We start from the raw sequence: 25,355 nt of genomic DNA on the forward strand, positions 1-25,355 counted from the left end.
CGACGACTCACCCCGACGATCCGTTAGCTAACGGACGTCACCCCTCTCTCCGACTGCGTCGCATAGAGGGGGGCTAAAAAAAATAAAAAAATGAGCTCAACCCTCTTTGCGGCACAGCCGGAGAGAGGGTCGGCCAGCGCAGCGTAGCCGGGGTGAGTCGTAGTCCGCGTTCAAAACCGATGTTTATTGAACCGGAATCCCGTCATCACGCATAACGGTATTGTTTACCAGGTGCGATGAACTTTACACAGTTGGCACCGCCGTAAAAATACTTTTATAGTATTTAAAGTAAGCTATGCCCAAAAAGAGGTTTAAAATAATTATCCCTAAAGCCATTGGGACACCTGCAGGAGCCAGCATGGAATGAAAAAGGAAAATATTTAACGAAATAGGAAAAAGAGCAAGCACAAACAAAGCAGTGTAACGGTTGATGAGCAAACCGATGCCTGAAGTAATTTCGATAACTTTCATGTATTGGAAAAAGTAACCGGAACCAAACAGGCCGCCACTAAAGGCCTGTGCTTTCTCTGACATGGCAGGCTGCGCCATTGGGATAAAATGAAAAAAGAAATTAAAACCAAATACTACAAAGATGAGGCCCAGCAATATGCGGGCAATTAATACTGCAATTTTCATAATGTTGAGGTTAAATGTAAGTTTAAACACTAAGTTTAGTAATTTAATTGACATAATCAAATACTGTTTGTGCCAGGGCATTCAACAGGCATTACTTTTGAGGACACAAATACAATGAACACACAAAAAATAACTTTCGGCAACGGTTGCTTTTGGTGCACCGAAGCCATTTTTCAATCACTTAAAGGCGTACTGTCAGTAACATCGGGTTACATGGGCGGCGATGTGGATAACCCAACCTACAAACAGGTTTGCACAGGCACCACCGGCCATGCCGAGGTAATAGCGCTGGAGTATGATGCCGATGTACTATCGCTGGATGAATTGTTGCTGGTTTTCTTTAAAACCCATAACCCAACAACGCTTAACCGCCAGGGTAATGATGTGGGCACACAATACCGGTCGGCTATATTTTATACTACCGATGAGCAAAAATCCGCGGCAGAAGCCATGATTAAAACCCTTACAGACGAAAAGGTTTTTGATAGCCCTATTGTTACCGAGATTACCCCGGCCGGCAAGTTTTACAAAGCCGAAGCATATCACCAGAATTATTTTAACGATAATCCAGGTCAATCATATTGCGCATTTGTTATCCAGCCAAAACTCAATAAATTTGCCAAAGAGTTTACGGATAAAATTAAGCCGGAATTGCTGTAAAATTAATTTATGGTGCTGGTTTGCAGAATTTTGTGAAAATCGATACCCAGACATTGGCTTTGAACGTTGGCTAAAACTCACCCCGGCTACGCTACGCTGGCCGACCCTCTCTCCGGCTGCGCCGCAAAGAGGGTGCAGCTCATTTTTTATATTTTTAGCCCCTCTATGCGCGAAGCGGAGAGAGGGGTGACGGGCGCAGCCTCGTCGGGGTGAGTCGTTTCCGCCATGCGATATAAGAGCAACAAAAAGAATGTACCATCAATGAAAAAAATACACCTACTACCCGTAATTTTGCTATTCACAGCCTGCGCATCCACAAAAAAAACTGCTACCGGTAATGCTCTTTCTATCACCAACGGCGGTAAAGCATGGGCGTCTATCTGGCAGCAAAGGGCAGCGGAGTACAAGGCTTTGTGTTTCCAGGCCTATAATATAGCCAGGCAGCGGGTTGATGAAGGCATAAAAAATCCCGGCAGCAAACCGCTGGCCATTGTAACCGATATTGACGAAACCCTGCTTGACAACAGTCCTTATGATGCCGCCAGGGCATTACAGAACCTGGATTACAGCGATGCAACCTGGAAAGGTTGGACGGATAAAGCCATTGCCGATACCGTACCCGGCGCGCCTGCGTTTTTTAAATACGCGGCATCAAAAGGCATAACCATATTTTACATCACCAACCGTAACGAAAACGAGCGGGCGTCAACTTTAAAAAATTTGCAATTGTATGGTTTACCCAATGCCGATGATGCGCACCTGCAGTTAAAAACAACAACATCAAGCAAAGAAGCCCGCCGGTTAAATGTGTTAAAAACGCATAACATACTGCTGCTTTGCGGCGATAACCTGCCCGATTTTGATATGCTATATGATAATCACCCACCCGAAGAAAGCCGGGTGGCAACAACGCAAAAGCTGCAGCAGGAATTTGGCAGCCGGTATATTGTAATCCCTAACCCATCATACGGCGATTTTGAGGGGGCACTGTTTCACTTTAATTATAAGCTCACAAACGCTCAAAAGGATTCTGTCATCAAAGCTAATATCAAGACGGATAAGTAGGTTTTATTCAGATATCCGGCATTTTGTGATGGGGATTTCGGATTAATGGCACAGATAGCTTATATTTAGTTTTTGTATGCAAAAAGGTGCTCCATAGCATGTTCCGTTTGCAAAAAGCCCCTCAATTGGCGCAAAAAACCGGGAAAATGTTGGAAAGATGTCAAATATTGCTGCTAAATGTGCAGAAACGGCAAATAAATTGCAAATTTGTAACCTGCATAAATACAGTTAACTCCCTGTTTAACGATGAGTGATAGAACGATACTGGTTTGGTTTAGAAATGACTTGCGCATAAACGATAACGAAATTTTGTTAGAAGCCGTACGCAAGGCAGATAAAGTACTGCCGGTTTATTGTTTTGATCCCTATTATTTTCAGCAAACAGCATCGGGTAATTTTAAAACAGGTAGCTTCAGGGCTCGTTTCCTGTTAGAGGCCGTTGCCGATTTGCGGAAAAATTTGCAGGGTTATGGCGCCGAGCTCATCATCAGGATAGGGAACCCTGCCGAGATAATTCCGCAATTGGCCGCTCAATACCAGGTGAACGAGGTTTACCATCACCGCGAGGTGGCTTATGAAGAAACCGAAATATCAGAGCAGGTAGAGACAGCGCTTTGGAAAATGAGGCTCAACCTGAAGCATTTTATAGGCCATACCCTATATCATAAGGAGGATCTGCCTTTCCCTATAAAAGATATTCCCGATAGTTTTGCCGTATTTAAAAAGAAGGTGGAGCGCGATAGCAATGTACGCCCCTGTGTACCAACGCCCGAACATATTTATACGCCCGAAATTACAGATGCAGGAGAGCTGCCAACCTTACAGCAATTAGGATTGACAGAACCTGTGGATGATCCACGGGCTACAAACTGTTTCCAGGGGGGCGAAACGGCCGCGCTGCTGCAACTACATAAATATTTTTCAAAAACCGATCTTGCGGTTAAATCAAAAGGCCGTAGTGGTAACATCAATAATTCGTCAAAATTATCGCCGTGGATAGCAATTGGCTGTATCTCGCTAAGGCAGGTATATTGGGAAATATTTAAACATAGTCAGGAGGGAAGCACGCCGGGTGTTATGCTCAAACTGGAATTGCTTTGGCGCGATTATTTCAGGTTCATGTTTAAAAAGCATGGGCAAAAATTTATACAAGCAAAAAAAGCCGGGGAAGAAGCAGTGGTATCGGCCGCCGGTGAAGAAGGCTTTTTAAAATGGACGGCAGGTAAAACCGGTGTTCCGTTTATTGATGCCTGCATGCATGAGCTGAATGCCACCGGCTACATTTGTAACCAGTGCAGGCAAATTGCGGCAAGCTACCTGGTAAACGACCTTAAAGCCGACTGGACAAAAGGCGCCACCTATTTTGAAGAAAAACTGATAGACTATTCGCCCGCCAGTAACTGGGGTAACTGGGCCTTTATAGCCGGCGTAAACGATGCCAAAGAAAGCAAATACGCCATAGCCGCTATGCCCCAAAAAGAGCTGGAAAACAAAAGTGATTTTGTGAACACCTGGCAATCATCACTTAAAGATGAGGCGGGTGATTTGGTAGAGGCATAAGTTGCAAAAAAAAAATTTTTGTCATCCTGAACGTAGTGAAGGATCTGCTCTCCGCCATGCTTCTTCGCCCTGTACAGTCTGCGAATAGATCCTTCACTGCGTTCAGGATGACAAATCTTTTAAAACGTCATTTCCCTTTCAGAGTCTCCGGATTTTACCGCTGTTTTTATAAAGTCACCAGTCCACCTCGCTTTCGGCCAGGGCAGCTATCTGCGCCAAATAGAAGTTAATTCAATATTGTGACAAATAAAACAATCATATTTGTTATTTTTGCTTTATGCAAGCGTCCTTAATAAGGAATAAAAGAGTAGTAGTTATTCATTGGAAAAATCAAAAAGAAGATTGCTTTGAGGTTTTTTCCAACCTGAAAAACTTTTGCCTTAGTTATCCGGGCTATAATTACAATACGCTCAATAATTATCTGAGTAAAGAAAAGATAGCTTACGAAAACGATGCCGTTCGTATAGAAAGGAAAAACATTATTGCCAAACCCAAACAGGGTGAAAGTTTTGCAGCAACTAAACGAAGTATCGTTCCGGTTGTAAGAAGGGTTCATATGAAAGATGCAAATGATGAACAGAGTGATTTGGAATATTGGTTATCTCAACCACCACATAAGCGCGTAGAAGCGGCAACCTTTATTGTATCTCAATCTTTAAAAAAGGATGAACGTATGGATAGGACAGTTGTTAGTAGAAAAAAGCTTAAAGGATGATATTGACAAAAGACTTTCAGGAATTTGTAGAATTTATTCAAGTATATAGTACCTCACAAATAAATCTCCCCCCAAGTCAAACCAGTACGAAATTCTTAGCGTCCTTGCGTCTTCGCGTGAAACCTTCTTAAATACACCTCCACACCATTTCTCTCCAAATTTCTTTACAATTAATTGTGAAGTATATAAGCCTATATGCTTACTTTTGTACCGTTTTAAAGATCATTTTCACATGGATCGTCTAAATTATATTAATAGCGGCAACGCAGACTACATCAATTCCTTATACGAAGCATACAAACAGGACCCCGAATCAGTAGATTATGGATGGCAAAAGTTTTTCGAAGGTTTTGAATTTAACCTAAATACCAACGCGACCGGCACGGTTGCAACATCGGCAGCCCCGGCAATTGGTGATGAAACACACGATCACTTTTTAAAAGAGATCAATGTGCTGAACATGATCCATGGATACCGTTCACGCGGGCACCTGTTTGCCAAAACCAACCCTGTGCGCGAGCGTCGCCACTATTACCCTGGTAAAGAACTGGAAACATTTGGCCTGAACGATGGCGACCTGGATACGGTTTTTAACGCGGGTGTTGAGGTTGGCCTGGGTGCAGCCAAACTGCGCGACATTCGCCAGCTGCTGGAAGATACCTATTGCCAGGCCATCGGCGCCGAGTACAGGTACATCCGCAACCCTATCAAGATTAAATGGTTTGAGGACAGGATGGAGAAGCATCGCAATACGCCTTCGTTCACCAATGAAGAGAAAAAGCTGATGCTGAATAAGCTGAACGAGGCTGTAACTTTCGAAAATTTTTTGGGTACCAAGTTCCTGGGTCAAAAACGTTTCTCGCTCGAAGGAGCAGAGGCGCTGATCCCGTCACTGGATTCGGTTATTAAAAAAGGCGCCGACCTGGGTATCGAGGAGTTTATCATTGGTATGGCTCACCGCGGCCGTTTAAACGTGCTTACCAACATCATGGAGAAAACCTATAAAGAGGTGTTCTCTGAGTTTGAAGGCAAAAACTTTGATTCTGAATCACCTTTTGGCGGCGATGTTAAATACCACTTAGGTTTTTCTACCGATGTAATTACATCAAACGGAAAAAAAGTACACTTAAGCTTGTGTCCTAACCCATCGCACTTAGAGGCGGTTGACCCGGTTGTTGAAGGGATTACCCGTTCAAAGATCGACTTTAAATACAATGGCGATCATTCCAAAATAGCCCCTATATTGATCCATGGCGATGCCTCAGTTGCAGGCCAGGGTATTGTTTACGAAGTTTTACAAATGGAAAAACTGGATGGCTACCGTACCGGCGGCACCATTCACCTGGTTATTAATAACCAGATAGGTTTTACTACCAACTATAAAGATGCCCGTTCAAGTACTTATTGTACCGATGTGGCTAAAACGGTACTATCTCCGGTGTTTCACGTAAATGGTGATGATGTGGAGGCTTTGGCCTATGTAGTTAACCTGGCCATGGAGTACAGGCAGGTATTTAACGAGGATGTGTTTATTGATATTCTTTGTTACCGCCGTTATGGCCATAACGAAGCCGATGAACCAAAATTCACCCAGCCATTATTGTACAAGGCTATTGAAGCGCATCCCAACCCGTTGAAAATTTACAACCAGAAATTGATAGCCGAAGGCAGCATTGACGCCGAACTGCTTAAATCAATGGAGAAAACTTTCAGGGACGAGCTGCAGCAAAAGCTGGATGAATCAAAAGCTGAGGATAAGTTTACCGATACCATTGCCATGTTTGAAGGCGCCTGGAGCGGTTTACACCTGGCCAGTCACAAAGAATTTGTTCGCACCGTTGAAACATCGGTACCGGAGGAAGAATTATTGGAAATAGGTAACAAAATAACCACCTTACCGCCAAACAAAGAATTTTTTAAAAAAATAGAAAAACTGTTTGAAGACCGTAATGCCATGGTTAACAAAACCCGGGTATTTGACTGGGCTATGGGCGAATTGCTGGCCTACGGTACTTTGCTAAAAGATGGTTACCCCATCAGGTTAAGCGGCGAGGACGTAAAACGCGGAACATTTTCGCACCGCCACGCGGTATTAACATTGGCCGAATCTGAAGATGAGTATACGCCGCTTGCTACTATAGAAACAGAAGCAAAGCTGAGCATTTATAACTCACTGCTATCCGAGTATGGTGTTTTAGGTTTTGAATATGGCTATGCCCTGGCAAACCCCAATGCGCTTACTATATGGGAAGCCCAGTTTGGCGATTTCTTTAACGGCGCGCAAATCATTGTTGACCAGTATATTGCCAGTGCCGAAACCAAATGGCAGCGTGGTAATGGTTTGGTAATGTTATTGCCGCATGGTTATGAAGGTCAGGGTCCGGAGCATTCATCAGCGCGCGTAGAGCGCTTTATGGAGCTTTGTGCCGATGATAATATCCAGGTTGCAAACTGTACTACACCTGCAAACTTCTTCCATATTTTAAGGAGACAGATGCACCGTGATTTCCGTAAGCCACTTATCATATTTACACCAAAGAGCTTACTGCGTAGTCCTAAATGCGTATCGCCGATTGAGGATTTTACCAGCGGTAAATTCCATGAGCTATTTGATGATACTTACGCTGATGCTAAAAAGGTAAAACGGGTATTACTATGTACCGGTAAGGTTTATTACGATTTGTTGGAGAAACAACAGACTGATAAACGCAATGATGTAGCTATTGTACGCGTTGAGCAATTATATCCAACACCGGTTACCCAGATCCTGAAGATAAAAGCCAAATATGATAAAGCAACCGAGTTTTTCTGGGTACAGGAAGAGCCGGAGAATATGGGTGCATGGCCATACATTTGCCGCAAGTTCCATAACGATAAGGTGATTAACCTGAATGTGATCTCGCGTAATGAAGGCAGTAGTACAGCAACAGGTTTTGCCAAGCAACATGCCGCGCAACAGCTGTACATTGTTTCAAAAGCATTTGAAGCGCCTGCGGGCAAAGTGGTAAAGCAAGCAATAAAAAAAACAGCCAAAAAAATGGCTGATGCCGGAGCGGATTGATAATTTGGGTTGCGGGTTGCGGGTATCGTGTTGCGGGTAAGAAAAGCCCGGCACCCGAACCCCGCAACACGATACTCGCAACCCAAACCTCACACCCGCAACGATAATAAGTAAAATCTACAATACTAAAATATGAGTTTAGCGATCAAAGTACCTACCGTAGGTGAATCAATAACAGAAGTAACCCTATCAAGCTGGATTAAAAAGGACGGCGATCACGTGGAAATGGATGAGGTTATTGCCGAATTAGAATCGGATAAGGCTACTTTTGAACTTACTGCCGAGCGTGCAGGTACTTTACAAACAGTTGCCAAAGAAGGCGATACTTTAGCTATTGGCGCACTGGTTGCCAATATTGAAGAAGGAGCCGGTGCTGCTGCTCCGGCAGCACAGCCGCAGCCTGAAGTTGTAGCCAATGCTCCTGCACCGGCCCCTGTGGCCGAAGCAGCGCCTGCCGCTACTCCTGCACCTGCAACAGGTGGCGGTTCTTTAGAAATTAAAGTTCCAACTGTTGGTGAGTCTATTACAGAAGTAACCTTATCGCGCTGGATAAAAAAAGACGGTGATGCCGTTGAAATGGACGAAGCCATTGCCGAACTGGAATCAGACAAAGCAACTTTTGAACTGACTGCCGAAAAAGCCGGGATATTAAAAACTATAGCCAAAGAAGGCGATGTACTACCCATTGGCGCGGTAGTTTGTACCATTGAAGGTGCAGCAGCTGCAAAGCCCGCTGCTGTTCATGTTACACCAGATGTGGTTATTGCTACGGATGAGTCGCCGCGTGGTGGTGGCGCCGGTACTTCTGGTGGTAAAACTTATGCATCTGGTACACCTTCACCCGCTGCAGCAAAAATATTAGCCGAAAAAGGCGTTGATCCTAACGGTGTAAACGGTACCGGCGTTGATGGCCGCATCACTAAAGGCGATGCGCTTGGCGCGCAGGCTGCACCTGTCCAGCCAGCTGCTAAACCGGCCGCTGCTCCAGCTCCTGCCGCTGCACCTGTTGTAGCCGGCGAAAGAAGCGAAAAACGCGAGAAAATGACCTCGCTGCGTAAAACTGTTGCCAAACGCCTGGTTGCCGTTAAAAATGAAACAGCCATGCTTACCACCTTTAACGAAGTGGATATGCAACCCATCATGGAACTGCGCGGTAAGTATAAAGATAAATTTAAAGAGAAACACGGCGTAGGCCTGGGCTTCATGTCCTTCTTCACCAAAGCGGTTACCGAAGCTTTGAAAGACTGGCCTGCTGTTGGCGCCCGTATTGAGGGCGAAGAGGTTGTTTACAGCAACTTTGCCGATATTTCGATAGCTGTATCGGCCCCTAAAGGTTTGGTGGTTCCGGTGATCCGTAACGCGGATAGCATGAGCCTTGCCGAAATTGAAAAGGCAATTGTTGTATTAGCAGGCAAAGCCCGCGAAAACAAACTAACCATTCCAGAAATGACAGGTGGTACTTTCACCATCACCAACGGTGGTGTGTTTGGTTCCATGATGTCTACCCCGATATTAAACTCGCCTCAGTCTGCCATATTAGGTATGCACAATATTATTGAGCGCCCGGTTGCCGTAAACGGGCAGGTGGTTATCCGCCCGATGATGTACCTGGCCCTGTCATATGATCACCGCATCATTGATGGCCGCGAATCGGTAAGCTTCCTGGTACGTGTAAAACAATTACTGGAAGATCCTGCAAGGTTGTTATTAGGGGTATAAATTACTCCATTATAGATATTAAAAAAGCCTGGTGAAAACCGGGCTTTTTTAATGAAAAAGAAAACTTTTTAAATTGCGGAAAACCCTTCATTTTTCTCGATTTCTTTTGCTCTTTTTTTGCATATTTATTGATATAATCAGCGTTTTTATAACATTTTATAGCTAAAAAACGACTTTAAGAAGTTTTTTAGGAAATAATCAATGCAAAACCTTCTTACGCTCCTTACTAACCGGGCTGAGGTAATTATTATCGGCCAGCCAGTCGGCCAAACGCTGCGGCCAGGTGCTGATGGATTGTAGCTTTGAGCGGTTACCCATATTAAACCCATGACCACCCTGCGTAAAAATATGCACCTCGACAGGCACTTTGGCATCCCGGTACTTTTGCAGCAGGCTTACCACCGGTACGGCGCAGCAGGGGTCGTCATTGGCCGCAAGTAAAAAGGCAGGCGGGGCATCCGCAGGGATCACATCCGGTATATACAGCGGCCCCGGATAGATCTGGATCACCAACCCCGGCTTCGCATTCAGGCGGTCGATAGGGTCGGCAGCAGCGGGATCGCCTTTGCCATCGCCAAAGGCTACCATGTCCACAACCTCGCCCCCGGCCGAAAAGCCCATCATACCTATACGGTTGGTATCCAGGCCATATTCAGTTGCCTTACTGCGTACCAGGCGCATAGCGCGATAGCCATCCTGCCTAGCATGCACATCAATTTTATAGGGCGAAAGGGTATCCCTGCCCAAGCGGTATTTCAGCACAAAAACAGTGATACCAAGGCTGTTGAGGTATTTAGCTGGCTCTACCCCCTCGGCTGTATAAACCAGCAAACGATGACCGCCACCGGGGCATATTACCACGGCAGCGCCATTAGCTTTGCCTGCAGGGGGTAAAAACACGGTAAGCGAAGGGTTATGGATGTTCTTCACCCAATAATCCTTTGCCTGTTCTGGTTCATTCCGCCGGTTCTCGAACCCGGGGGCACCCTTTGGCCAAAGCGGGATCACAGCAGGCTTTTCTTGTGCCGATACAGCAAATGGGGCTGCAAATAGCAGCAAGCATAGGTAAAGGGCGAGTTTTGTTTGCATAAAGTAAATATAGTTTATAGTTGATATTTCAAAGTTCATTGGCTTAAACTTTTATGTAACTTAATAGTTATAAAAAAGGATCATAGATCGTTAACTAAAATAATATGGCAAATTTCCAGGAAATTATAGCATCAGAGATACCAGTACTGGTTGATTTTTCGGCTGAGTGGTGTGGCCCTTGTAAAATGATGCCACCAATATTGCAGGATGTAAAGCACGCCCTTGGCGATAAGGTAAAGATCATCAAAATAGATATCGACAAAAACCCGCAGGCTGCAAGCGCCTACAAGGTTCAAAGTGTGCCAACACTCATGATATTCCAAAAGGGTCAAACCAAATGGCGCCAAAGCGGCGTTGTACAGGCCAGGGACCTGCAACGGACGATAGAGATGTTTATATAATCCTTAGTCCTGCCTGTCAAAAAGGGAAAGGGCTACGTGAGGCTTCCATGACAAATAGTTCATACTATGTATGTAACTTTAACGTATAATATTAAAAGCAAACTCACTATGGCAACTATCGAAAGCATCCAGAACGCATATATTGATTATGTACTTACCGAAGGCTCGCAACCAAAATCGGTATACATATTTGCTAAACAAAATGAAATGACCGAGGCTGAGTTTTACCAGCTTTTTGGTTCGTTTGAGGCGGTAGAGCAATCTATTTGGGCTGGTTTTGCCACAAAAACACTGACCGAAATAAGGGCCCAGGAAGTTTGGGCGCAATATAGCGCCCGTGAAAAGGCCTTATCATTTTTTTACGGTTTTTTTGAGTTGCTAAAAGGCAGTCGCAGTTTTGCCATTTACACCATAAATAAACAGCCTAAAGGATTTACTACCCCGCGTGTTTTTGAGCGCCTGAAAGATATTTATGAAAATTTTGCTGATGAAATCCTGAAAGAAGGCATTGAAACTACGGAGCTTACCGACCGAAAATTTTTCAGCAAACGCTATAAGGATGCACTGTGGATTCAGTTTGTATTTGTGCTAAACTTTTGGGTGAATGATAATTCAGCCGGGTTCGAGAAAACCGATGAGGCTATTGAAAAAGGTGTAAATGTAACGTTCGACTTGTTTCAGCGCTCACCTATCGACAACCTTTTTGAGTATGGCAAATTCCTCGTAAAAAACGGCAGGATTTAAGATGAGATTTTAGAAATCATTATGACAGATAATAAAAAAGATCGTCCATTGAAAGATGGAGGAGATTTGCAGGGGGCTGCTCCCGAACAAAACAGCATACCAACTACCAAAGCAGAACGTTCGGCCAGGTTTGTAAAAACAGGGTTTAAAATAGGGGGGAACTATATAAAGCATTATTCAAAAAAACTGTTCAACCCCGGTATGGATAAATCCGAATTGAATGAGGATAATGCTGCAGATATCTATCAGTCGTTAAGCGAACTTAAGGGAAGCGCACTTAAGGTTGCTCAAATGCTCAGCATGGATAAAAACCTGTTGCCCCAGGCTTATGTAGATAAATTCACACAATCGCAATACAATGCCCCACCGCTTTCGGGGCCGCTGATTGTGCAAACATTTAAAAAATATTTCGGCAAAAATCCAGAACAGATCTATGATAAGTTCAATATCCGGTCGACCAATGCTGCATCAATAGGGCAGGTTCACCAGGCCGAACTGAATGGTAAAAAACTGGCCGTAAAGATCCAGTATCCCGGCGTAGGCGATTCTATATCATCCGACCTGAAACTCATCAAACCCTTTGCTTTCCGCATGCTGGGCATGAGCGAAAAAGAACTGGATGTTTATATGCGCGAAGTTGAGGAGCGCCTATTGGAAGAAACCGACTACGAGCTGGAAGTACGCCGCTCCATCGAGTTCTCGACCGCCTGCGCCAACCTGGATAATGTGGTTTTTCCTGAATACTACCCCGAACTATCCAGCAAGCGTATCATCACAATGGATTGGCTGGAAGGGAAACATCTTAAAGAGTTTTTGGCTACCAATCCATCACAGGAGTTGCGCAACCGGATAGGCCAGGCTTTATGGGATTTTTACAATTTTCAGCAACACGAATTGCGGGCTGTACATGCCGATCCGCATCCCGGTAATTTTATGATCACCCCGGAAGGTAAACTTGGTGTTATTGATTTTGGCTGCATAAAAGAGATGCCCGAAGATTTTTACTATCCCTTTTTCTCGCTCACATCTACTAATCTGCTTGATAATAAGGAAGAAACTATCAAGGCTTTCCGCCAGCTGGATATGATCCGTAAAAACGATACCCCAGCACAGGTAGCTTTTTTTTACACCCAGTATAAGGAGATGATCAGCCTGTTTGCTTTACCTTACATCGATACCCATTTTGATTTTAGCAAAAAAGAGTTTTTTGAAAAGCTATTCAGCTTTGGTGAGCGGCTTTCAAAAATGCCAGAGTTTAAACAGGCTCGCGGGGTTAAGCATTTTATTTATGTAAACCGTACTAATTTTGGCTTGTATAATATTTTGCATGAGCTTAAGGCCGAGGTGAAAACGGATACGTTTAAGCCGCATGTGGTGTTGGAGTATTGAGCGGGTATTGATACTCCTTCGCTATGCTAAGCGATAGTAGTGAATCAAATTGTCAACATATAAAATCTGCGTATATATCTTCCACTGGTTAGGATGGTAAAATTTTAAGCTTGCAATCAATTATCTAATTTTTAATTTAGCATTAAATCTCAAATACTACCATGCCATTACTCCAAAACACCTTTGTTCACCATGTACATTTCTGGCTAAAAAATAAGACCGATAAGGATAAACTGATTGAGGGCCTAAACATATTGAAACCTATAGCCCACATCCGCGATATCCATATAGGCGTACCTGCCGATACCAACCGCGATGTGATTGATCGTTCATATGATGTTTCCTTATTGCTTTTGTTTGATTCGCCGGAGTTACAGGAAGCTTACCAGGTTGATGCTACCCATGTTATTTTTGCTGAGCAATATGCCAAACCACTATGCAGCAAAGTTGTTGTTGTGGATAGTATTAACGTATAGCTGGGTAGCTTAAAATACATTGTAGCATAACCCAATTAAAACACCCTGCGTTTTTGGTTGTTGCACATAGCATGAAGGTATTACTTGCAGGCACCAATGGTTATATAAGTACTAAGCTTATACCTGTTTTGCTGGAGAAAGGCCATAATGTAATTTGCCTGGTGCGCGATAAACGCCACTTTAATGAACACAACGACTTTAGCAGGCAGGTAACCGTTATGACCGGGGATCTGCTTAAAGAATCGAGTATAGAAGCCTTTCCTGAAGATATTGATGCGGCTTATTACCTGGTGCATTCCATGTCGCAGGCGCAGGATTTTGCTGCATTGGAAGTGTTATCGGCCTATAACTTTATTCATACGCTGGATAAAACCAACTGCCGGCAAACAATATTTTTGAGTGGCATCGGCAACGATGATAATCGTTCCACACATCCCGAATCGCGCAGGTATGTGGAAGACGTTTTAAAGAAAGGTAAACCGGCGCTTACTGTGTTAAGGACGGGCCCAATCATCGGTCAGGGCAGCGCATCGTTCGAGATTATTCGTGATCTTACCGAAAAATCCCCTGTAATGGCCGGTGCCAGGTGGATGAATACCCGTTGCCAGCCTATTGCCATTTGTGATGTGCTGGGCTACCTGGAAAGTGTGCTGCTCAACGAAAGAACGTTTAATAAAACCTTTGACATCGGCGGGCCGGATATTTTAACTTTTAAAGAGATGATACTTACTTATGCCAAAGTGCGCCATCTTAAAAGATATATTATTAACATTCCGCTTCTGTCGCCAAAAATATCATCATATTGGCTATCCCTTATAACTTCTACGGGTTATGTGATGGCCCAAAACCTGGTAAATAGCATGAAGCACGAAACCATTGTGCATAATCATAGTATAGATCATATAATACTACGACAATGCCTAACCTACGAGGAGGCTCTTAATCTTGCGTTCGTTTCCCTGCAACCAATAAGTAACGCAATGAAAAGCAAAGAACTATTAACCAATGAACAAGTGAATCAATGAATATATTAATAACCGGAGGCTCTGGAGGATTAGGTAGGCGGCTTAGTAAGTTATTGCTGGCAAAGGGTCATTCTGTAAGTTTTTTGAGCAGAAATCCGGCTAAGGATATTGATATTAAAACCTTTATCTGGGATGTGAATAAAGGTACTATTGATGAGCATTGCATTGATGGAGTGGATACTATTGTCCACCTTGCCGGGGCCGGTATTGCTGATAAACGCTGGACAGATCAGCGTAAAAAAGAAATAGTTGAAAGTCGTACCAAATCAATCGCCCTGTTATATAATCTTCTTAAAAGCCGGGCAAACAAGGTTACATCGGTTATATCCGCATCTGGAATTGGTTATTATAGTGATAGGGGCGAGGAGTTACTGACAGAAACCAGCGCCCCTAAAACTGATTTTCTATCGCAATGCTGCGTTGATTGGGAAGCTGCTGTTGATGAAGGTGATAAATTAGGTCTTCGTGTAGTAAAGTTCCGTACAGGTGTAGTATTGGATAAAGATGCCGGGGCATTGCCCGCGCTGGCCTCGCCGGTAAAGCTTTACATCGGTTCGCCAATTGGCAGCGGTAAACAATGGATCTCCTGGATCCATTGGCAGGATGCGATTGATATGTACCTGTTTGCTATAGAAAATAAGGAGCTGAAAGGTGTTTTTAATATGGTGGCGCCTAACCCGGTGACCAATGCTCAAATGATAAAGGCAGTGGCTAAACAATTACATAAACCTACGTGGGCGCCAAATGTGCCTGCATTTGTGCTGAAATTGATGTTGGGCGAAATGAGCAGCCTGGTTTTAGGAAGCACGAAAGTAGCTGGCAAAAAAATCAAAGATGCCGGCTTCAGCTTTAAATATGCTGAAATTGCTGAAGCATTAAAAGAAATATATGGATAATAATATCCCGGTAACCATCTTCTGGTTTCGCCGTGATCTGCGCTTAAATGACAATGCCGGTTTATACCACGCGTTAAAAAGTGGCAAACCTGTTTTGCCTTTGTTTATTTTCGACAGGGAGATATTAGATGAGCTGGAAGATAAGGATGATGCCCGGGTAACCTTTATTTATAACACTATTGAAAAGCTGCATCATGAACTGCGTAAATACAACAGCAGCTTGTTAATAATTTATGATAAGGCCACACATGCATGGGATAAGGTTATTAACGAGTATAACATTGCGGCGGTTTATACCAATCATGATTATGAACCCTATGCTGCCAGGCGCGATGATGCCGTAAGGGAAAAGCTAAAAAAGCATAGTATAGATTTCAAAACCTTTAAAGACCAGGTAATATTTGAAAAAAATGAAGTAGCCAAAGATGATGGGAAGCCTTATATTGTTTATACCCCTTACCGACGTAAATGGTACGCCACACTTAAGCCGTTTTACCTGGAGGTTTACCCTACCGGAAAATATTTAATAAACCTGGTAAAAACCCCGGCGCTGGCGATACCAGAGTTAAGGGAAATTGGCTTTGAAAAAAGTACACGGCATTTTCCCATTCAGGAGTACAAAAATGTTATCAGCGATTATGCCGATAAACGCGATTTTCCGGCTATTAAAGGCACATCACATATTGGGCTGCATTTGCGTTTCGGCACGGTGAGCATACGGGAACTGGCCAAAACGGCATATGGCTATAGTGATAAAACGTGGCTTGATGAGCTTATATGGCGCGAGTTTTATATGATGATATTGCACCATTTCCCGCATACTATGGATCATGCCTTTCGCCCGGAGTATGACCGCATAAAATGGGTTAATAACGAGGAGCAATTTAAAGCCTGGTGCGAAGGGCAAACCGGTTATCCTATAATTGATGCAGGCATGCGCGAGCTGAATGCTACAGGCTTTATGCACAACCGGGTACGTATGATAGTGGCCAGCTTTTTAAGTAAAGATCTGCTGATAGACTGGCGTTGGGGCGAACAATACTTTGCCCGCAAGCTGTTGGATTATGAAATGGCCAGCAATGTTGGTGGCTGGCAATGGGCTGCAGGCTCAGGTACCGACGCAGCGCCATACTTCAGGATCTTTAATCCTGAATCGCAAACTAAAAAATTTGACCCGAATCTGAAATACATAAAAAAATGGGTTCCGGAATATGCTGACTTTAGCAAATGTCCGAAACCCATTATTGATCATGCGTTTGCACGTGAACGTTGCTTAAACGCCTTTAAAGCGGCTTTAGCTAAGTAATATTAGTTAGTTACAGTAACTATTGTAAAGTCAAAACGTAAGTTTGTATTTGTTGGGATACTTTGATTGCCACCCCTGCCATAAGCATATCTTGATGGCAGGAGGAGGGTAACTGCAGCGCCTGTTGTATAGCCTTGTAAACCTTGCGCCACACCTGTTACAGGTACGCTTCCGCCATTGCCCGAAAGATCGAATGCTACACCTGTAGTGTTGGCGTCAAACTCTGTTCCGGTTAAAAATTTGCCCGAGTAAGTTGCAGTAAAGGCCGAATATTGACCAATAGGATTGGCGCCTGTACCTGGAGTTGTCACCTTATAATAATAACCGCCGGCCGATTTAACAAAGCCCGTTAAGCTATTGGTAGCCATATACTTTTTTATGACCTGATCGTCATAAGTATTTTGATCAGATATCACATTTACATAAATGTCAAGGCATTGGTTACCGGCAATACGGGTATTCACATTACTTGAACTCCCCGATCCGGTTCCATTAATGCCATAGCCCAGGCGCGATGGTATCAACACTCTCGCTCTTGTACCTTTGTACTTAATGAGGTTATGAATGGCTATCTGCAATCCCTTAGGTAAATTGCCCTGGCTTATATGCCCTGCAAAGCCATCATAATGATTGGAGGTAAGCGAATCGAGTGAGTTGTACTTGCCATCAAACGATTTTAAAGTAAACACAAACTTTACCGTGTCTGAATATGCTATGGGGTTAGTAGTTGCTCCCTGCGAAAGTATCTGGTAATAAATACCAGTGGTATCACCATCGGTAGTATCACGTTTCATTGCAGTAAGCCCGTTTGCTGTAATATAGTTTTGGATATTGGTTTCGTCGTATTGTGTAATATTCGGATCGTTCCCGGTTTTACGGCAGGATATAAAACCTATTGTGGTAAGTAGTAATAACGTAAAAGTAATTTTCTTCATTTATATTGGTTGTTAACAGTAATAGCTAATCATTATCGCTTTTTACCTTTATTTTTTGTCTAATTAGTTATGTTATAAAGCTGTATATTAAAATCAAGCACCGAATTAGCGGGCAAATTTATCGAATCCTGTGCAAATGGTCCATAAGCATATCTCGATGGAATAAGCAACCTTATTTTGCCACCTTTTTTTATTTGAGGTACTCCCAACTGCCAACCCTTTATCACACTTCCTAATGTATAGGATGGATGAAAATTGCTGGTTTGCGCAAATACTACACCATCAGTTAATCGTTGTCCGGTAAAACCTACTGTTATAGTTGTCGAACTGGTAAACAGGTCATTTCCTGATCCTTCTTCGCCTTTTTTTATAATGTAAAACACACCTGATGTATCAACGCGTTTAGCACTGTCTTCCGGATGCTGTGCCAGGTAATCGCTGATTATTTTATCGTCAATATCAGCTTGTATTTTATACTGTGCTAAAGGATCGGCAGATTTTTTACATGCACCCAGTCCAGCCATCAAAAGCAATAGTAAAACAAGTAACCTGTTCATTTTTTCAAAAGGCAAATTTATTCTTTTATAATAGAAAAACGGCAGCTTAACATTTTTTAACACATTGCTCAGCTATTATTTGTTCACAACGAACATAGTTCAATCAAAAACGCATTATTCTTTGAAAAATTATAGCGGAATCGGCTTCTCGGTTATTGGTCATTAGTGCTTATCTGCGCATGCAATGACTAATGACTATTAGGTTTATAGTTAACTGTAAGCTTGTTTATCTTTTTTAGCATTTCGGTGAGATATTCCTTATCTGCCTCGCTGATATGGGCATCAAGGTAATTGTTAAATTGCCTTACTACTACACGTGCCTGGTGACGTTTTTCTTTACCCAGTTGGGTCAGGTAAATCTTTACCGAGCGTTTATCCCCCTGGTTGGATTCACGATAGATTAACCCCGTTTTTTCCAGTTGACTAAGCATTCTTGATAAACTGGTTGATTTAAGACCCAGCAAAGCTGCAGCCTGGGATACAGTGGTGCCTTCTTTTTCATCTATATTGATCAACAGATAGCCTATAGACTGTGTGATACCAAACTCAGTAACCAACTGGTTATACCTGTTAGCCACAGTTTGCCACACAATCTTTAAAAAATAATCGATAGTTTCCTGGTGTTTTACGCTGTTATGCATGCATACCAAACGTAAGAAATGCTTGTTAATTACGCAAATTTAAGTTTGCGGTTTGCAACAAACAGGTATTAAGTAATACAGCCTTACTACCACCCCAGTTTAGTATCGTCCCCTCTCGGGTCGGCACCTCCTTCATAATAACCCTCCTTGGTTTTAAGGATGGCATCTACGCGACCTATAGCATTGCGATTTGTTATTTTGTAACCTTTGCTTTGCAGTTTTATCAGGGTTGCGCCGTCTATCCCGTCTTTTTCAACGGCTACTTCATCGGGCAGCCATTGTGAGTGGAAGCGTTTAGATGTTACAGCCTGCTGCATATTTTGGTTAAACTCTATCACGTTAAGTATGGTTTGAAATACCGATGTGATTATAGTTGAACCACCGGGAGTACCTACCACCATAAATAGCTTGCCATCCTTTTCAACAATGGTTGGTGTCATGGATGATAACATGCGTTTACCGGGCTGAATGCTATTGGCCTTGCCTCCAACCAGTCCATACATATTGGGTACACCTGGTTTTGAACTAAAATCATCCATTTCGTTGTTCAGTAAGAAGCCGGCGCCTTTCACAAATATTTTGGAGCCAAAGCTATCGTTCAAAGTTGTAGTGATTGACACTGCATTGCCATCTCCATCTACAATAGAATAATGAGTTGTTTGATCGCTTTCATAACCTGTAAAGGTGCCGGGTTGTATGCTGGTACTTGGGGTAGCTGCAGCCCAGTTAAAATTATTCATGCGTGATGTTATATAAGCCGGTTTGAGGAGACTATCGACGGGCACTTTATAAAAATCGGGATCGCCCAGGTATTTTGATCTATCGGCATAAACCCGGCGTTCGGCCTCAACTACCAACCTTATAGTACTATCCTGGTTATATCCCCATCTTTTTAAAGGATATTTTTCAACCGATTGCAGCAGTTGCAGCAGGGCTATTCCTCCGCTTGATGGCGGTGGCATGGTAATGATCTTGTAGTCTTTATAATTACCCGTAAGGGCTTTACGCCAAACTGCATGATACTTTTTCAGATCTTTTTTGGAGATCAGGCCATTCCCGCTTTTCATTTCGGCAACAATCTGATCGGCAACGACGCCCTTATAAAAGCCTTTACGACCTTTATCACGGATAAGTTCAAAGGTTTTGGCAAGATCTTCCTGTACCAGCAGATCGCCTTCTTTCCACTCTCCTTCTTTAATTAAATAGGGTTTACCGGGATTTAGTTTCAGGAATTGGGCATGGGTGCGGTTTAGATCATTGGCCATGCGTTTGGTTATGTTAAAGCCGTTGCGGGCAAGGTCGATAGCAGGTTGTACCAGGTCGGCCCATTTTAGCTTGCCATATTTGCGATGAGCCCTAACCATGCCATCAACAGAGCCGGGCACGCCCGATGCCTGGTGTGTATACAAGCTCATATCGGGTATTACATTCCCGGCGGAATCAAGATACATATTGGCACTTGCAGCGGCAGGGCCTTTTTCCCTGAAATCGAGGGTATTGCATTTGCCCTTTTTTGAGCGGAAAACCATAAAGCCACCACCGCCAATATTGCCGGCATCCGGGTAAGTTACAGCAAGCGCAAAATGTACAGCTACAGCGGCATCAACGGCATTCCCGCCTTTCTTCAAAATATCAAGACCAACCCGGGCTGCATCGGGGTAGGCACATACTACCATACCATTATGATATTGACCATTATTGTTGTCAACGGATTGCCCAAATACGCAACCGGCTGAAATAAAAAAAAGTATTGTTAAAAATCGCGTTAAGTACCTGGTATTTGTTATTTTAAAGGTATATATCATCATAGTTTGCAGCAATTATTTTTACTAAAATAACTTATTTAAAGGCACAATCCCACTAAAAAAAACGAACCAATATTTCCCTCTGAAAATCAGTTAGATGAGCATTTGCCAAAATAGTTTTTAATTTACAATACCATAAAAACCCAAATCCCGCGTTTATTTGCAGAAACATTTAAGCTTACACATGGTTAAACCTGTGTTAAGTTTTATATGCCAAAACATTACCTGTTTAATTGTTTATTTAAAACTACTATATGAAAAAATTAATTTACATTCTGCTCTTCTCTGTTTCATTTTTATTAATTGGTAAGCGCTCACAGGCGCAAGACTATAAGGTGGCCGCCGGTTTAAAATTCGGGGCATATGAAATTGGTCCATCCGGAAAATACTTCCTGGATAAAAACACAGCACTCGAGGGTATCTTGGGCATCCGCGATCATGGCCTGGTAATAACGGGTTTATATGAAATACATACGCAGGCTTTTAACGTGGATAAGCTTAATTTTTATTATGGCTTTGGGGGCCACTTAGGCTCCATCGGTAGCGGTTATTACAAACGTTTTGGCAGCGACGATCAATACTATAGAGACAGGCATCTTTTATTAGGAGCTGATGGTGTTTTGGGCCTTGAGTGGATGGTGCCCAATAGCCCGATTGCGGTAAGCCTGGACCTTAATCCACGCCTTGAAGTGGCAACCGGACCGTTTTTTGACATTGCACCAGGTGTTGGAGTAAAATATACTTTTCAGTAAAAAGCACCCTCTAAGTCTCACCCGCCGCATGGTGCGTGAGACTTTTTGAAAAAATTTAATCCCTGCGTTCCCGGAAAATGTTTGTATGAGGCCGACGAATTAATGGGCTATAATCACCTTCTTCCCGTAAACCTTACTACCCAGTAATACCTTTAATACATAAACGCCCGGCTGCAAATTGGTTACATTTATTACAGTACTAAAATTGCCCTGAGGCAGGACTTGTTTTTTTGACAACACAGTTTGCCCCACAGAATTTACAAGCGATAGATTTAGGTCGGCAGCAGCTTTTGCTGTAAATACAACATAAAGGTTGGCACTTGCCGGCACAGGAAATACTGTCAGCCCAATATCGGTCGATTTATCCGCATTGGCAACCGTTCGTGCGTAAGTAAAAACATCTGATAAGGCTACGCATCCGCTAACTAAAGTATCTGCCACCTGGTAATCCCCGCTTTGCAGGGGCTCATAAGTGGCACTGGTGGCTCCTGCTATAGGCTGTCCATTTAACAACCATTGGTTGCCTGTTGCAATACTGGAGTTTAAGGTATTATTACTTTGCGTAATTACGGGTTTGGCTGGTGTAACAGCTTTTCTTGCAGCCGATGCACAGCCCAGGCTTTGCACCTTCATATCATAAAAATAATAGTAAAAACTTTTGTAGTAGCTTGTATCCGAAGGGTTATCACCTGTCGCGTCGTTCCCGGTAATACTGAAAATATTACCTATGCCAAACGGATAGGCTGTTACACCGGCGTTGTTACGGTAAATGGTTGCTGTATTGTCATACTCAACCGATATTAGGTATTTGCCGGCAGCAGGTAATTCAAGATTAAGATCATAAACCTTACCCTGGTCGGCCGGGTCATCTGCCTGCGGGCCTGGCAGAGGTACAGTACGGGTGGCCTGGGCATTTATAGTTGTTGATGCCACGGTTTGTCCGCTGCTGTTACTTACGTTAAAAGTAATTTTACCGGGATTGCCGATGTATAAGCGGGCGCTTTGAATAACTACCGGTACTTTGGTATTAACAATTACCGATGGTGTAAACTGGTTATACCCACCGCCGCCGAAAGTATTTTTAGTAGCCGGACCAACGGTTCCTTTAAAATCATTTACCCCTGCGTAATATTTATTATTTACAGGCGGATAAGCTGTGCTTACAAGGCTGCCTGCGGCAATAGGGATAGTATCATTTATGTTTTGATACCAAAGTAAAGTGCCATCACCATCGCCCGATAAAAGGTATTGTTTGCTATCGGTACAGTAGTAAGCGTTAAGAGCGCCAATAGCAGATGGTGAGTTGACAACGATAGTTGTTGTTACGGTATCATTTGTTTTTACCGGGTCGCCGGATAAGTTGCTTATGGCAGTTATTGTATAGTTGGCCCCGGCAAGCGCATTAAAACTTTGACTAAAGGTAAAATTATCCTCATCGCCAGATGCAAGTGTGCCGGTATAGGTTCCGGTAAACGTAGTTACGGTATTGTCAGAAGCGGTTATTTTTACCGTTAGCGGGATATTGCTGATTGCTGCGCTGCCAAAGTTTTTAACCCGGATAGTTACGGGGGTACTTACCGAGCATGTTCCATCTGAACCAGGGTTAACAATGGCCGAAATACCTGCATCAACGCTGGTTTGTAAAAACCGCACCCTGTAATCCTGGGTTTCGCCTTTGCTGTAACTGCCGCAGGCCTTTATAGTGGAGGTGTCCCCGGTTTCGCTTAATACTACCCTCATTAAACTGTAAGTGCCCGCGGATACATTTGCCGGTATTTTTATAGTAGTATTATATGTGCCCGTACCGTTAATAAAACCGGTAGTTGCAACCAGTTCGCTATTATCAAAAATGCCGTTTTCATTATAATCAATAAATACCCTGGCTGCTTTAGTAAAATTGCCGCCGCAGGTACCCAGGGTAATACTTAGCGGATAGGATTTGTCCTGCTCCAATTGAACGGTTAAATTGGTGTAATCAGAATAACTTTTGCAGCCCTGGGCCGGTGTATTATTAATATTAGCAAGCTTAAGGTTGTCAATGCGCGAATCGGCATTACTCAGCGGAGCCGACGAGCAATATGCTGTGCCACCAATACCGGTTACTATAAGTGAGTAAGCTTGCTGGTCTGACGATAAAATACCTTTATGAGATACTGTAACTGTGTAAGCTTTGCCTGGTACCACATTGGCAATATAAACCTGCTCCACATTATCCCGAATGTTGTCGCCGGTTGTTGCAGCAACAGATGGGTGATCGGGATCTAAAACCCATGCATCATAGGTAGTATTGCCAGCGTTCACTTTTATATCCAGATCATTTACCAGTTTTGGGGTACGGCTGTTTATCGTGCCGTCAGGCGAAACCGTTCCCTGCGGGTCGGTCCATGCAATGGTGGCCATTAAAGCACCTGATCCTGATGCCACCACATTAAATGTTTGAGTTTGGCCCTGGGTAAGGGTATTCTCTTTAACAAGACTTTTGGTGCCATTATCAGTTATAGCCTGCGCAGCCTTTGTCATATTGAGCAGTCCCCATCCATAGATATAATCGGGGCCTACGTTACCGGCATCAAAAGCAGTATGGCAAACCAAGCCTTTCAGCGTTGCCGAGCGCATAAAACTCTGGTTGTTTTGTTTGTAATAGTACTCCTGCAATAAATATAAAGATCCTGTAATATTAGGCGCAGCCATCGAGGTGCCTGATAAGGTAAGATATGATGTGCTGTTTGCAACGCCTACCGATGTTACATTAACGCCGTCGCCAACAATATCGGGCTTAACCCGTCCATCATCAGTTGGCCCCCAGGCACTGAAATAAGCAACGCTTACATCCTGCCTGTTTGTAGGGCCCGACGGTAAAGGGTTTACAGCCCCTACTGTAAGTGTGTTTTTAGCATTACCAGTTGTGCTTATGATATCATAACCGCTATTATCGCTGATGGTTGCAGGTCTGGCGCCCTTGTTTACCATCGTTTGGTCGGTTCTGCTCCTGTAGCCATAATAGGTTGAACCTATGGCTGGTCCGTTACTGGACCGGCTATTACCGGCCGATTCGACTATAAGATAATATGGGGCGGTATAAGCAATTTTATCCCATGACTGTGCGCGGGTATCATAAAAACCAAAAGTGTAATCAACAGAATCACCGGGTATGCCATACCATTCCCAGCGGGAGTCGGTATCGCTATATTCCCATCCAGCCACATCACCGTAGGAGTGATTGGATAGCAGCAAGCCTGATGCGGCGGCACTCATTTCGCTTATATCGTTATCAAAATCCCATGATAAAAGGCTGCCCGCATTAAAGGCCATGCCTTTGGCAGGTGCATATACACCTTTAGCTATCATAGTACCTGCTACGTGAGTGGTATGGTCAAGTATTGCTGCGCTATTTTTTATGGTAATGGTTTTACCTGTAAATTCCTGGTGAGCGGCATAAACCGAGCCGCCATCCCATATGGCCAATTTATTGAGGAGGCTGGCACTGGAACCAGACAAATTTAATCCTAACGAACCACCGGGTTGTACAGTATTAGTACCTGTTGTTGCCGCGGCAGTAGTATTATTATGTGTAATGAGGTATATGGGGAAGCCCAAACTGTTTACTCCTTGTAACGACAGTAAATTGCCATTTTTTGACCGGCGACTGATTGGCCACCCGCGTTTGCCTGCTAATGACAGAGCCTGCTGCTTGCTGACGGTATAAGTGTCTTTTAATTGTGATGAAAAGTTAGCTAATTCGGCCTTTTTGGCATCACTTACCAAGGGTTGCTGGGCAAAAGTTTGACCGGCTGTACACAGCACAAAAAAACAAGCACATAGCGCTGCGTAAAATTTATTCATGGGCTTGAAATATAGGTATTTTCAAGAAAATTTAAATGAACAAATTAACTCTGTATAAAATTAGTTTTTATAATGAGAAT

Annotated in this window: 22 protein-coding genes; 15 read left to right on the plus strand and 7 right to left on the minus strand. The window is 43.4% G+C overall.

All coding sequences use genetic code 11. The annotated features are described in order from the left end of the window. Positions 1-243: 243 nt before the first annotated feature. Positions 244-636 (minus strand): DoxX family membrane protein, encoded by a 393-nt coding sequence (locus AC1DQW_RS03505; protein ID WP_477402263.1) that lies wholly within the window; start codon positions 634-636, stop codon positions 244-246. Positions 637-750: 114 nt separating this feature from the next. Between AC1DQW_RS03505 and msrA the strand changes: the two genes are divergently transcribed. The 7 genes from msrA to odhB all read left to right on the plus strand — a co-directional run bounded on the left by msrA (position 751) and on the right by odhB (position 9,416). Continuing rightward, the gene (gene msrA, locus AC1DQW_RS03510) at positions 751-1,296 is read left to right on the plus strand and encodes a peptide-methionine (S)-S-oxide reductase MsrA (RefSeq protein ID WP_477452877.1); all 546 of its coding nucleotides are present in this window, start codon (positions 751-753) and stop codon (positions 1,294-1,296) included. Positions 1,297-1,557: 261 nt separating this feature from the next. Continuing rightward, on the plus strand, positions 1,558-2,361 hold the full coding sequence (locus AC1DQW_RS03515) for a 5'-nucleotidase, lipoprotein e(P4) family (protein WP_477452878.1): 804 nt from the start codon (positions 1,558-1,560) through the stop codon (positions 2,359-2,361). Between the two features lie 72 nt (positions 2,362-2,433). Further along, on the plus strand, positions 2,434-2,538 hold the full coding sequence (locus AC1DQW_RS03520) for a DUF2256 domain-containing protein (protein WP_477402267.1): 105 nt from the start codon (positions 2,434-2,436) through the stop codon (positions 2,536-2,538). A 69-nt stretch (positions 2,539-2,607) separates the two neighbouring features. Beyond that, positions 2,608-3,921, plus strand: coding sequence for a DASH family cryptochrome (locus AC1DQW_RS03525; RefSeq protein WP_477402268.1), 1,314 nt, complete (start codon positions 2,608-2,610; stop codon positions 3,919-3,921). Positions 3,922-4,198: 277 nt separating this feature from the next. Beyond that, a complete protein-coding gene (locus AC1DQW_RS03530; RefSeq protein ID WP_477452879.1) occupies positions 4,199-4,636 on the plus strand; it encodes a hypothetical protein in 438 nt (145 codons plus the stop codon). A gap of 232 nt (positions 4,637-4,868) precedes the next feature. Then, on the plus strand, positions 4,869-7,697 hold the full coding sequence (locus AC1DQW_RS03535) for a 2-oxoglutarate dehydrogenase E1 component (protein ID WP_477452880.1): 2,829 nt from the start codon (positions 4,869-4,871) through the stop codon (positions 7,695-7,697). A gap of 132 nt (positions 7,698-7,829) precedes the next feature. After that, positions 7,830-9,416, plus strand: coding sequence for a 2-oxoglutarate dehydrogenase complex dihydrolipoyllysine-residue succinyltransferase (odhB, locus tag AC1DQW_RS03540; protein ID WP_477452881.1), 1,587 nt, complete (start codon positions 7,830-7,832; stop codon positions 9,414-9,416). 198 nt (positions 9,417-9,614) lie between these two features. On the opposite strand, the gene AC1DQW_RS03545 is transcribed toward odhB, so the two are convergent. Further along, on the minus strand, positions 9,615-10,505 hold the full coding sequence (locus AC1DQW_RS03545; protein ID WP_477452882.1) for an alpha/beta hydrolase: 891 nt from the start codon (positions 10,503-10,505) through the stop codon (positions 9,615-9,617). 104 nt (positions 10,506-10,609) lie between these two features. Between AC1DQW_RS03545 and trxA the strand changes: the two genes are divergently transcribed. The 7 genes from trxA to AC1DQW_RS03580 all read left to right on the plus strand — a co-directional run bounded on the left by trxA (position 10,610) and on the right by AC1DQW_RS03580 (position 16,742). After that, the gene (trxA, locus tag AC1DQW_RS03550; RefSeq protein ID WP_295717750.1) at positions 10,610-10,906 is read left to right on the plus strand and encodes a thioredoxin; all 297 of its coding nucleotides are present in this window, start codon (positions 10,610-10,612) and stop codon (positions 10,904-10,906) included. Positions 10,907-11,014: 108 nt separating this feature from the next. Beyond that, positions 11,015-11,650: a TetR family transcriptional regulator C-terminal domain-containing protein gene (locus AC1DQW_RS03555; protein WP_477452883.1), complete on the plus strand. Its 636-nt coding sequence runs from the start codon at positions 11,015-11,017 to the stop codon at positions 11,648-11,650. 21 nt (positions 11,651-11,671) lie between these two features. Further along, positions 11,672-13,039 carry an ABC1 kinase family protein gene (locus AC1DQW_RS03560; protein ID WP_477452884.1) on the plus strand — a complete coding sequence of 456 codons (1,368 nt, stop codon included), beginning with the start codon at positions 11,672-11,674 and terminating at the stop codon, positions 13,037-13,039. Between the two features lie 161 nt (positions 13,040-13,200). Continuing rightward, the gene (locus tag AC1DQW_RS03565) at positions 13,201-13,515 is read left to right on the plus strand and encodes a Dabb family protein (RefSeq protein WP_477452885.1); all 315 of its coding nucleotides are present in this window, start codon (positions 13,201-13,203) and stop codon (positions 13,513-13,515) included. A 71-nt stretch (positions 13,516-13,586) separates the two neighbouring features. Then, a complete protein-coding gene (locus tag AC1DQW_RS03570) occupies positions 13,587-14,540 on the plus strand; it encodes an NAD(P)H-binding protein (protein ID WP_477452886.1) in 954 nt (317 codons plus the stop codon). Further along, positions 14,537-15,436, plus strand: a complete 900-nt coding sequence (locus tag AC1DQW_RS03575) for a TIGR01777 family oxidoreductase (RefSeq protein WP_477452887.1) — start codon at positions 14,537-14,539, stop codon at positions 15,434-15,436. Before AC1DQW_RS03570 ends, AC1DQW_RS03575 begins: the two co-directional genes overlap by 4 nt. Next, positions 15,429-16,742 (plus strand): cryptochrome/photolyase family protein, encoded by a 1,314-nt coding sequence (locus tag AC1DQW_RS03580; RefSeq protein ID WP_477452888.1) that lies wholly within the window; start codon positions 15,429-15,431, stop codon positions 16,740-16,742. Before AC1DQW_RS03575 ends, AC1DQW_RS03580 begins: the two co-directional genes overlap by 8 nt. A 2-nt stretch (positions 16,743-16,744) precedes the next feature. On the opposite strand, the gene AC1DQW_RS03585 is transcribed toward AC1DQW_RS03580, so the two are convergent. The 4 genes from AC1DQW_RS03585 to ggt form a co-directional block, all read right to left on the minus strand. Continuing rightward, positions 16,745-17,677, minus strand: a complete 933-nt coding sequence (locus AC1DQW_RS03585) for an FKBP-type peptidyl-prolyl cis-trans isomerase (RefSeq protein WP_477452889.1) — start codon at positions 17,675-17,677, stop codon at positions 16,745-16,747. Positions 17,678-17,736: 59 nt separating this feature from the next. Continuing rightward, entirely contained in the window at positions 17,737-18,234 is a 498-nt protein-coding gene (locus AC1DQW_RS03590) for an FKBP-type peptidyl-prolyl cis-trans isomerase (RefSeq protein ID WP_477452890.1), read from the minus strand. A 188-nt stretch (positions 18,235-18,422) separates the two neighbouring features. Next, positions 18,423-18,875 (minus strand): MarR family winged helix-turn-helix transcriptional regulator, encoded by a 453-nt coding sequence (locus AC1DQW_RS03595; protein WP_477452891.1) that lies wholly within the window; start codon positions 18,873-18,875, stop codon positions 18,423-18,425. An 86-nt stretch (positions 18,876-18,961) separates the two neighbouring features. Beyond that, positions 18,962-20,680 carry a gamma-glutamyltransferase gene (ggt, locus tag AC1DQW_RS03600; RefSeq protein ID WP_477452925.1) on the minus strand — a complete coding sequence of 573 codons (1,719 nt, stop codon included), beginning with the start codon at positions 20,678-20,680 and terminating at the stop codon, positions 18,962-18,964. 254 nt (positions 20,681-20,934) lie between these two features. Here ggt and AC1DQW_RS03605 point away from each other — a divergent pair, with 254 nt between their 5' ends. Continuing rightward, complete coding sequence (locus AC1DQW_RS03605) at positions 20,935-21,432, plus strand: hypothetical protein (protein WP_477452892.1); 498 nt, start codon at positions 20,935-20,937, stop codon at positions 21,430-21,432. A gap of 99 nt (positions 21,433-21,531) precedes the next feature. Here AC1DQW_RS03605 and AC1DQW_RS03610 read toward each other — a convergent pair whose 3' ends face one another. Then, complete coding sequence (locus AC1DQW_RS03610) at positions 21,532-25,275, minus strand: S8 family serine peptidase (RefSeq protein WP_477452893.1); 3,744 nt, start codon at positions 25,273-25,275, stop codon at positions 21,532-21,534. Between the last annotated feature and the right edge of the window lie 80 nt (positions 25,276-25,355).

Source organism: Mucilaginibacter sp. P5_A4, from assembly GCF_056400605.1.

Excerpts from the sequence above, each read along its gene's own strand:
- AC1DQW_RS03505 (WP_477402263.1), bottom strand. The coding sequence starts at position 636 with ATGAAAATTGCAGTATTAATTGCCCGCATATTGCTGGGCCTCATCTTT.
- msrA (WP_477452877.1), top strand. The coding sequence starts at position 751 with ATGAACACACAAAAAATAACTTTCGGCAACGGTTGCTTTTGGTGCACC.
- AC1DQW_RS03515 (WP_477452878.1), top strand. The coding sequence starts at position 1,558 with ATGAAAAAAATACACCTACTACCCGTAATTTTGCTATTCACAGCCTGC.
- AC1DQW_RS03525 (WP_477402268.1), top strand. The coding sequence starts at position 2,608 with ATGAGTGATAGAACGATACTGGTTTGGTTTAGAAATGACTTGCGCATA.
- AC1DQW_RS03530 (WP_477452879.1), top strand. The coding sequence starts at position 4,199 with ATGCAAGCGTCCTTAATAAGGAATAAAAGAGTAGTAGTTATTCATTGG.
- AC1DQW_RS03535 (WP_477452880.1), top strand. The coding sequence starts at position 4,869 with ATGGATCGTCTAAATTATATTAATAGCGGCAACGCAGACTACATCAAT.
- odhB (WP_477452881.1), top strand. The coding sequence starts at position 7,830 with ATGAGTTTAGCGATCAAAGTACCTACCGTAGGTGAATCAATAACAGAA.
- AC1DQW_RS03545 (WP_477452882.1), bottom strand. The coding sequence starts at position 10,505 with ATGCAAACAAAACTCGCCCTTTACCTATGCTTGCTGCTATTTGCAGCC.
- trxA (WP_295717750.1), top strand. The coding sequence starts at position 10,610 with ATGGCAAATTTCCAGGAAATTATAGCATCAGAGATACCAGTACTGGTT.
- AC1DQW_RS03555 (WP_477452883.1), top strand. The coding sequence starts at position 11,015 with ATGGCAACTATCGAAAGCATCCAGAACGCATATATTGATTATGTACTT.
- AC1DQW_RS03560 (WP_477452884.1), top strand. The coding sequence starts at position 11,672 with ATGACAGATAATAAAAAAGATCGTCCATTGAAAGATGGAGGAGATTTG.
- AC1DQW_RS03565 (WP_477452885.1), top strand. The coding sequence starts at position 13,201 with ATGCCATTACTCCAAAACACCTTTGTTCACCATGTACATTTCTGGCTA.
- AC1DQW_RS03570 (WP_477452886.1), top strand. The coding sequence starts at position 13,587 with ATGAAGGTATTACTTGCAGGCACCAATGGTTATATAAGTACTAAGCTT.
- AC1DQW_RS03575 (WP_477452887.1), top strand. The coding sequence starts at position 14,537 with ATGAATATATTAATAACCGGAGGCTCTGGAGGATTAGGTAGGCGGCTT.
- AC1DQW_RS03580 (WP_477452888.1), top strand. The coding sequence starts at position 15,429 with ATGGATAATAATATCCCGGTAACCATCTTCTGGTTTCGCCGTGATCTG.
- AC1DQW_RS03585 (WP_477452889.1), bottom strand. The coding sequence starts at position 17,677 with ATGAAGAAAATTACTTTTACGTTATTACTACTTACCACAATAGGTTTT.
- AC1DQW_RS03590 (WP_477452890.1), bottom strand. The coding sequence starts at position 18,234 with ATGAACAGGTTACTTGTTTTACTATTGCTTTTGATGGCTGGACTGGGT.
- AC1DQW_RS03595 (WP_477452891.1), bottom strand. The coding sequence starts at position 18,875 with ATGCATAACAGCGTAAAACACCAGGAAACTATCGATTATTTTTTAAAG.
- ggt (WP_477452925.1), bottom strand. The coding sequence starts at position 20,680 with ATGATATATACCTTTAAAATAACAAATACCAGGTACTTAACGCGATTT.
- AC1DQW_RS03605 (WP_477452892.1), top strand. The coding sequence starts at position 20,935 with ATGAAAAAATTAATTTACATTCTGCTCTTCTCTGTTTCATTTTTATTA.
- AC1DQW_RS03610 (WP_477452893.1), bottom strand. The coding sequence starts at position 25,275 with ATGAATAAATTTTACGCAGCGCTATGTGCTTGTTTTTTTGTGCTGTGT.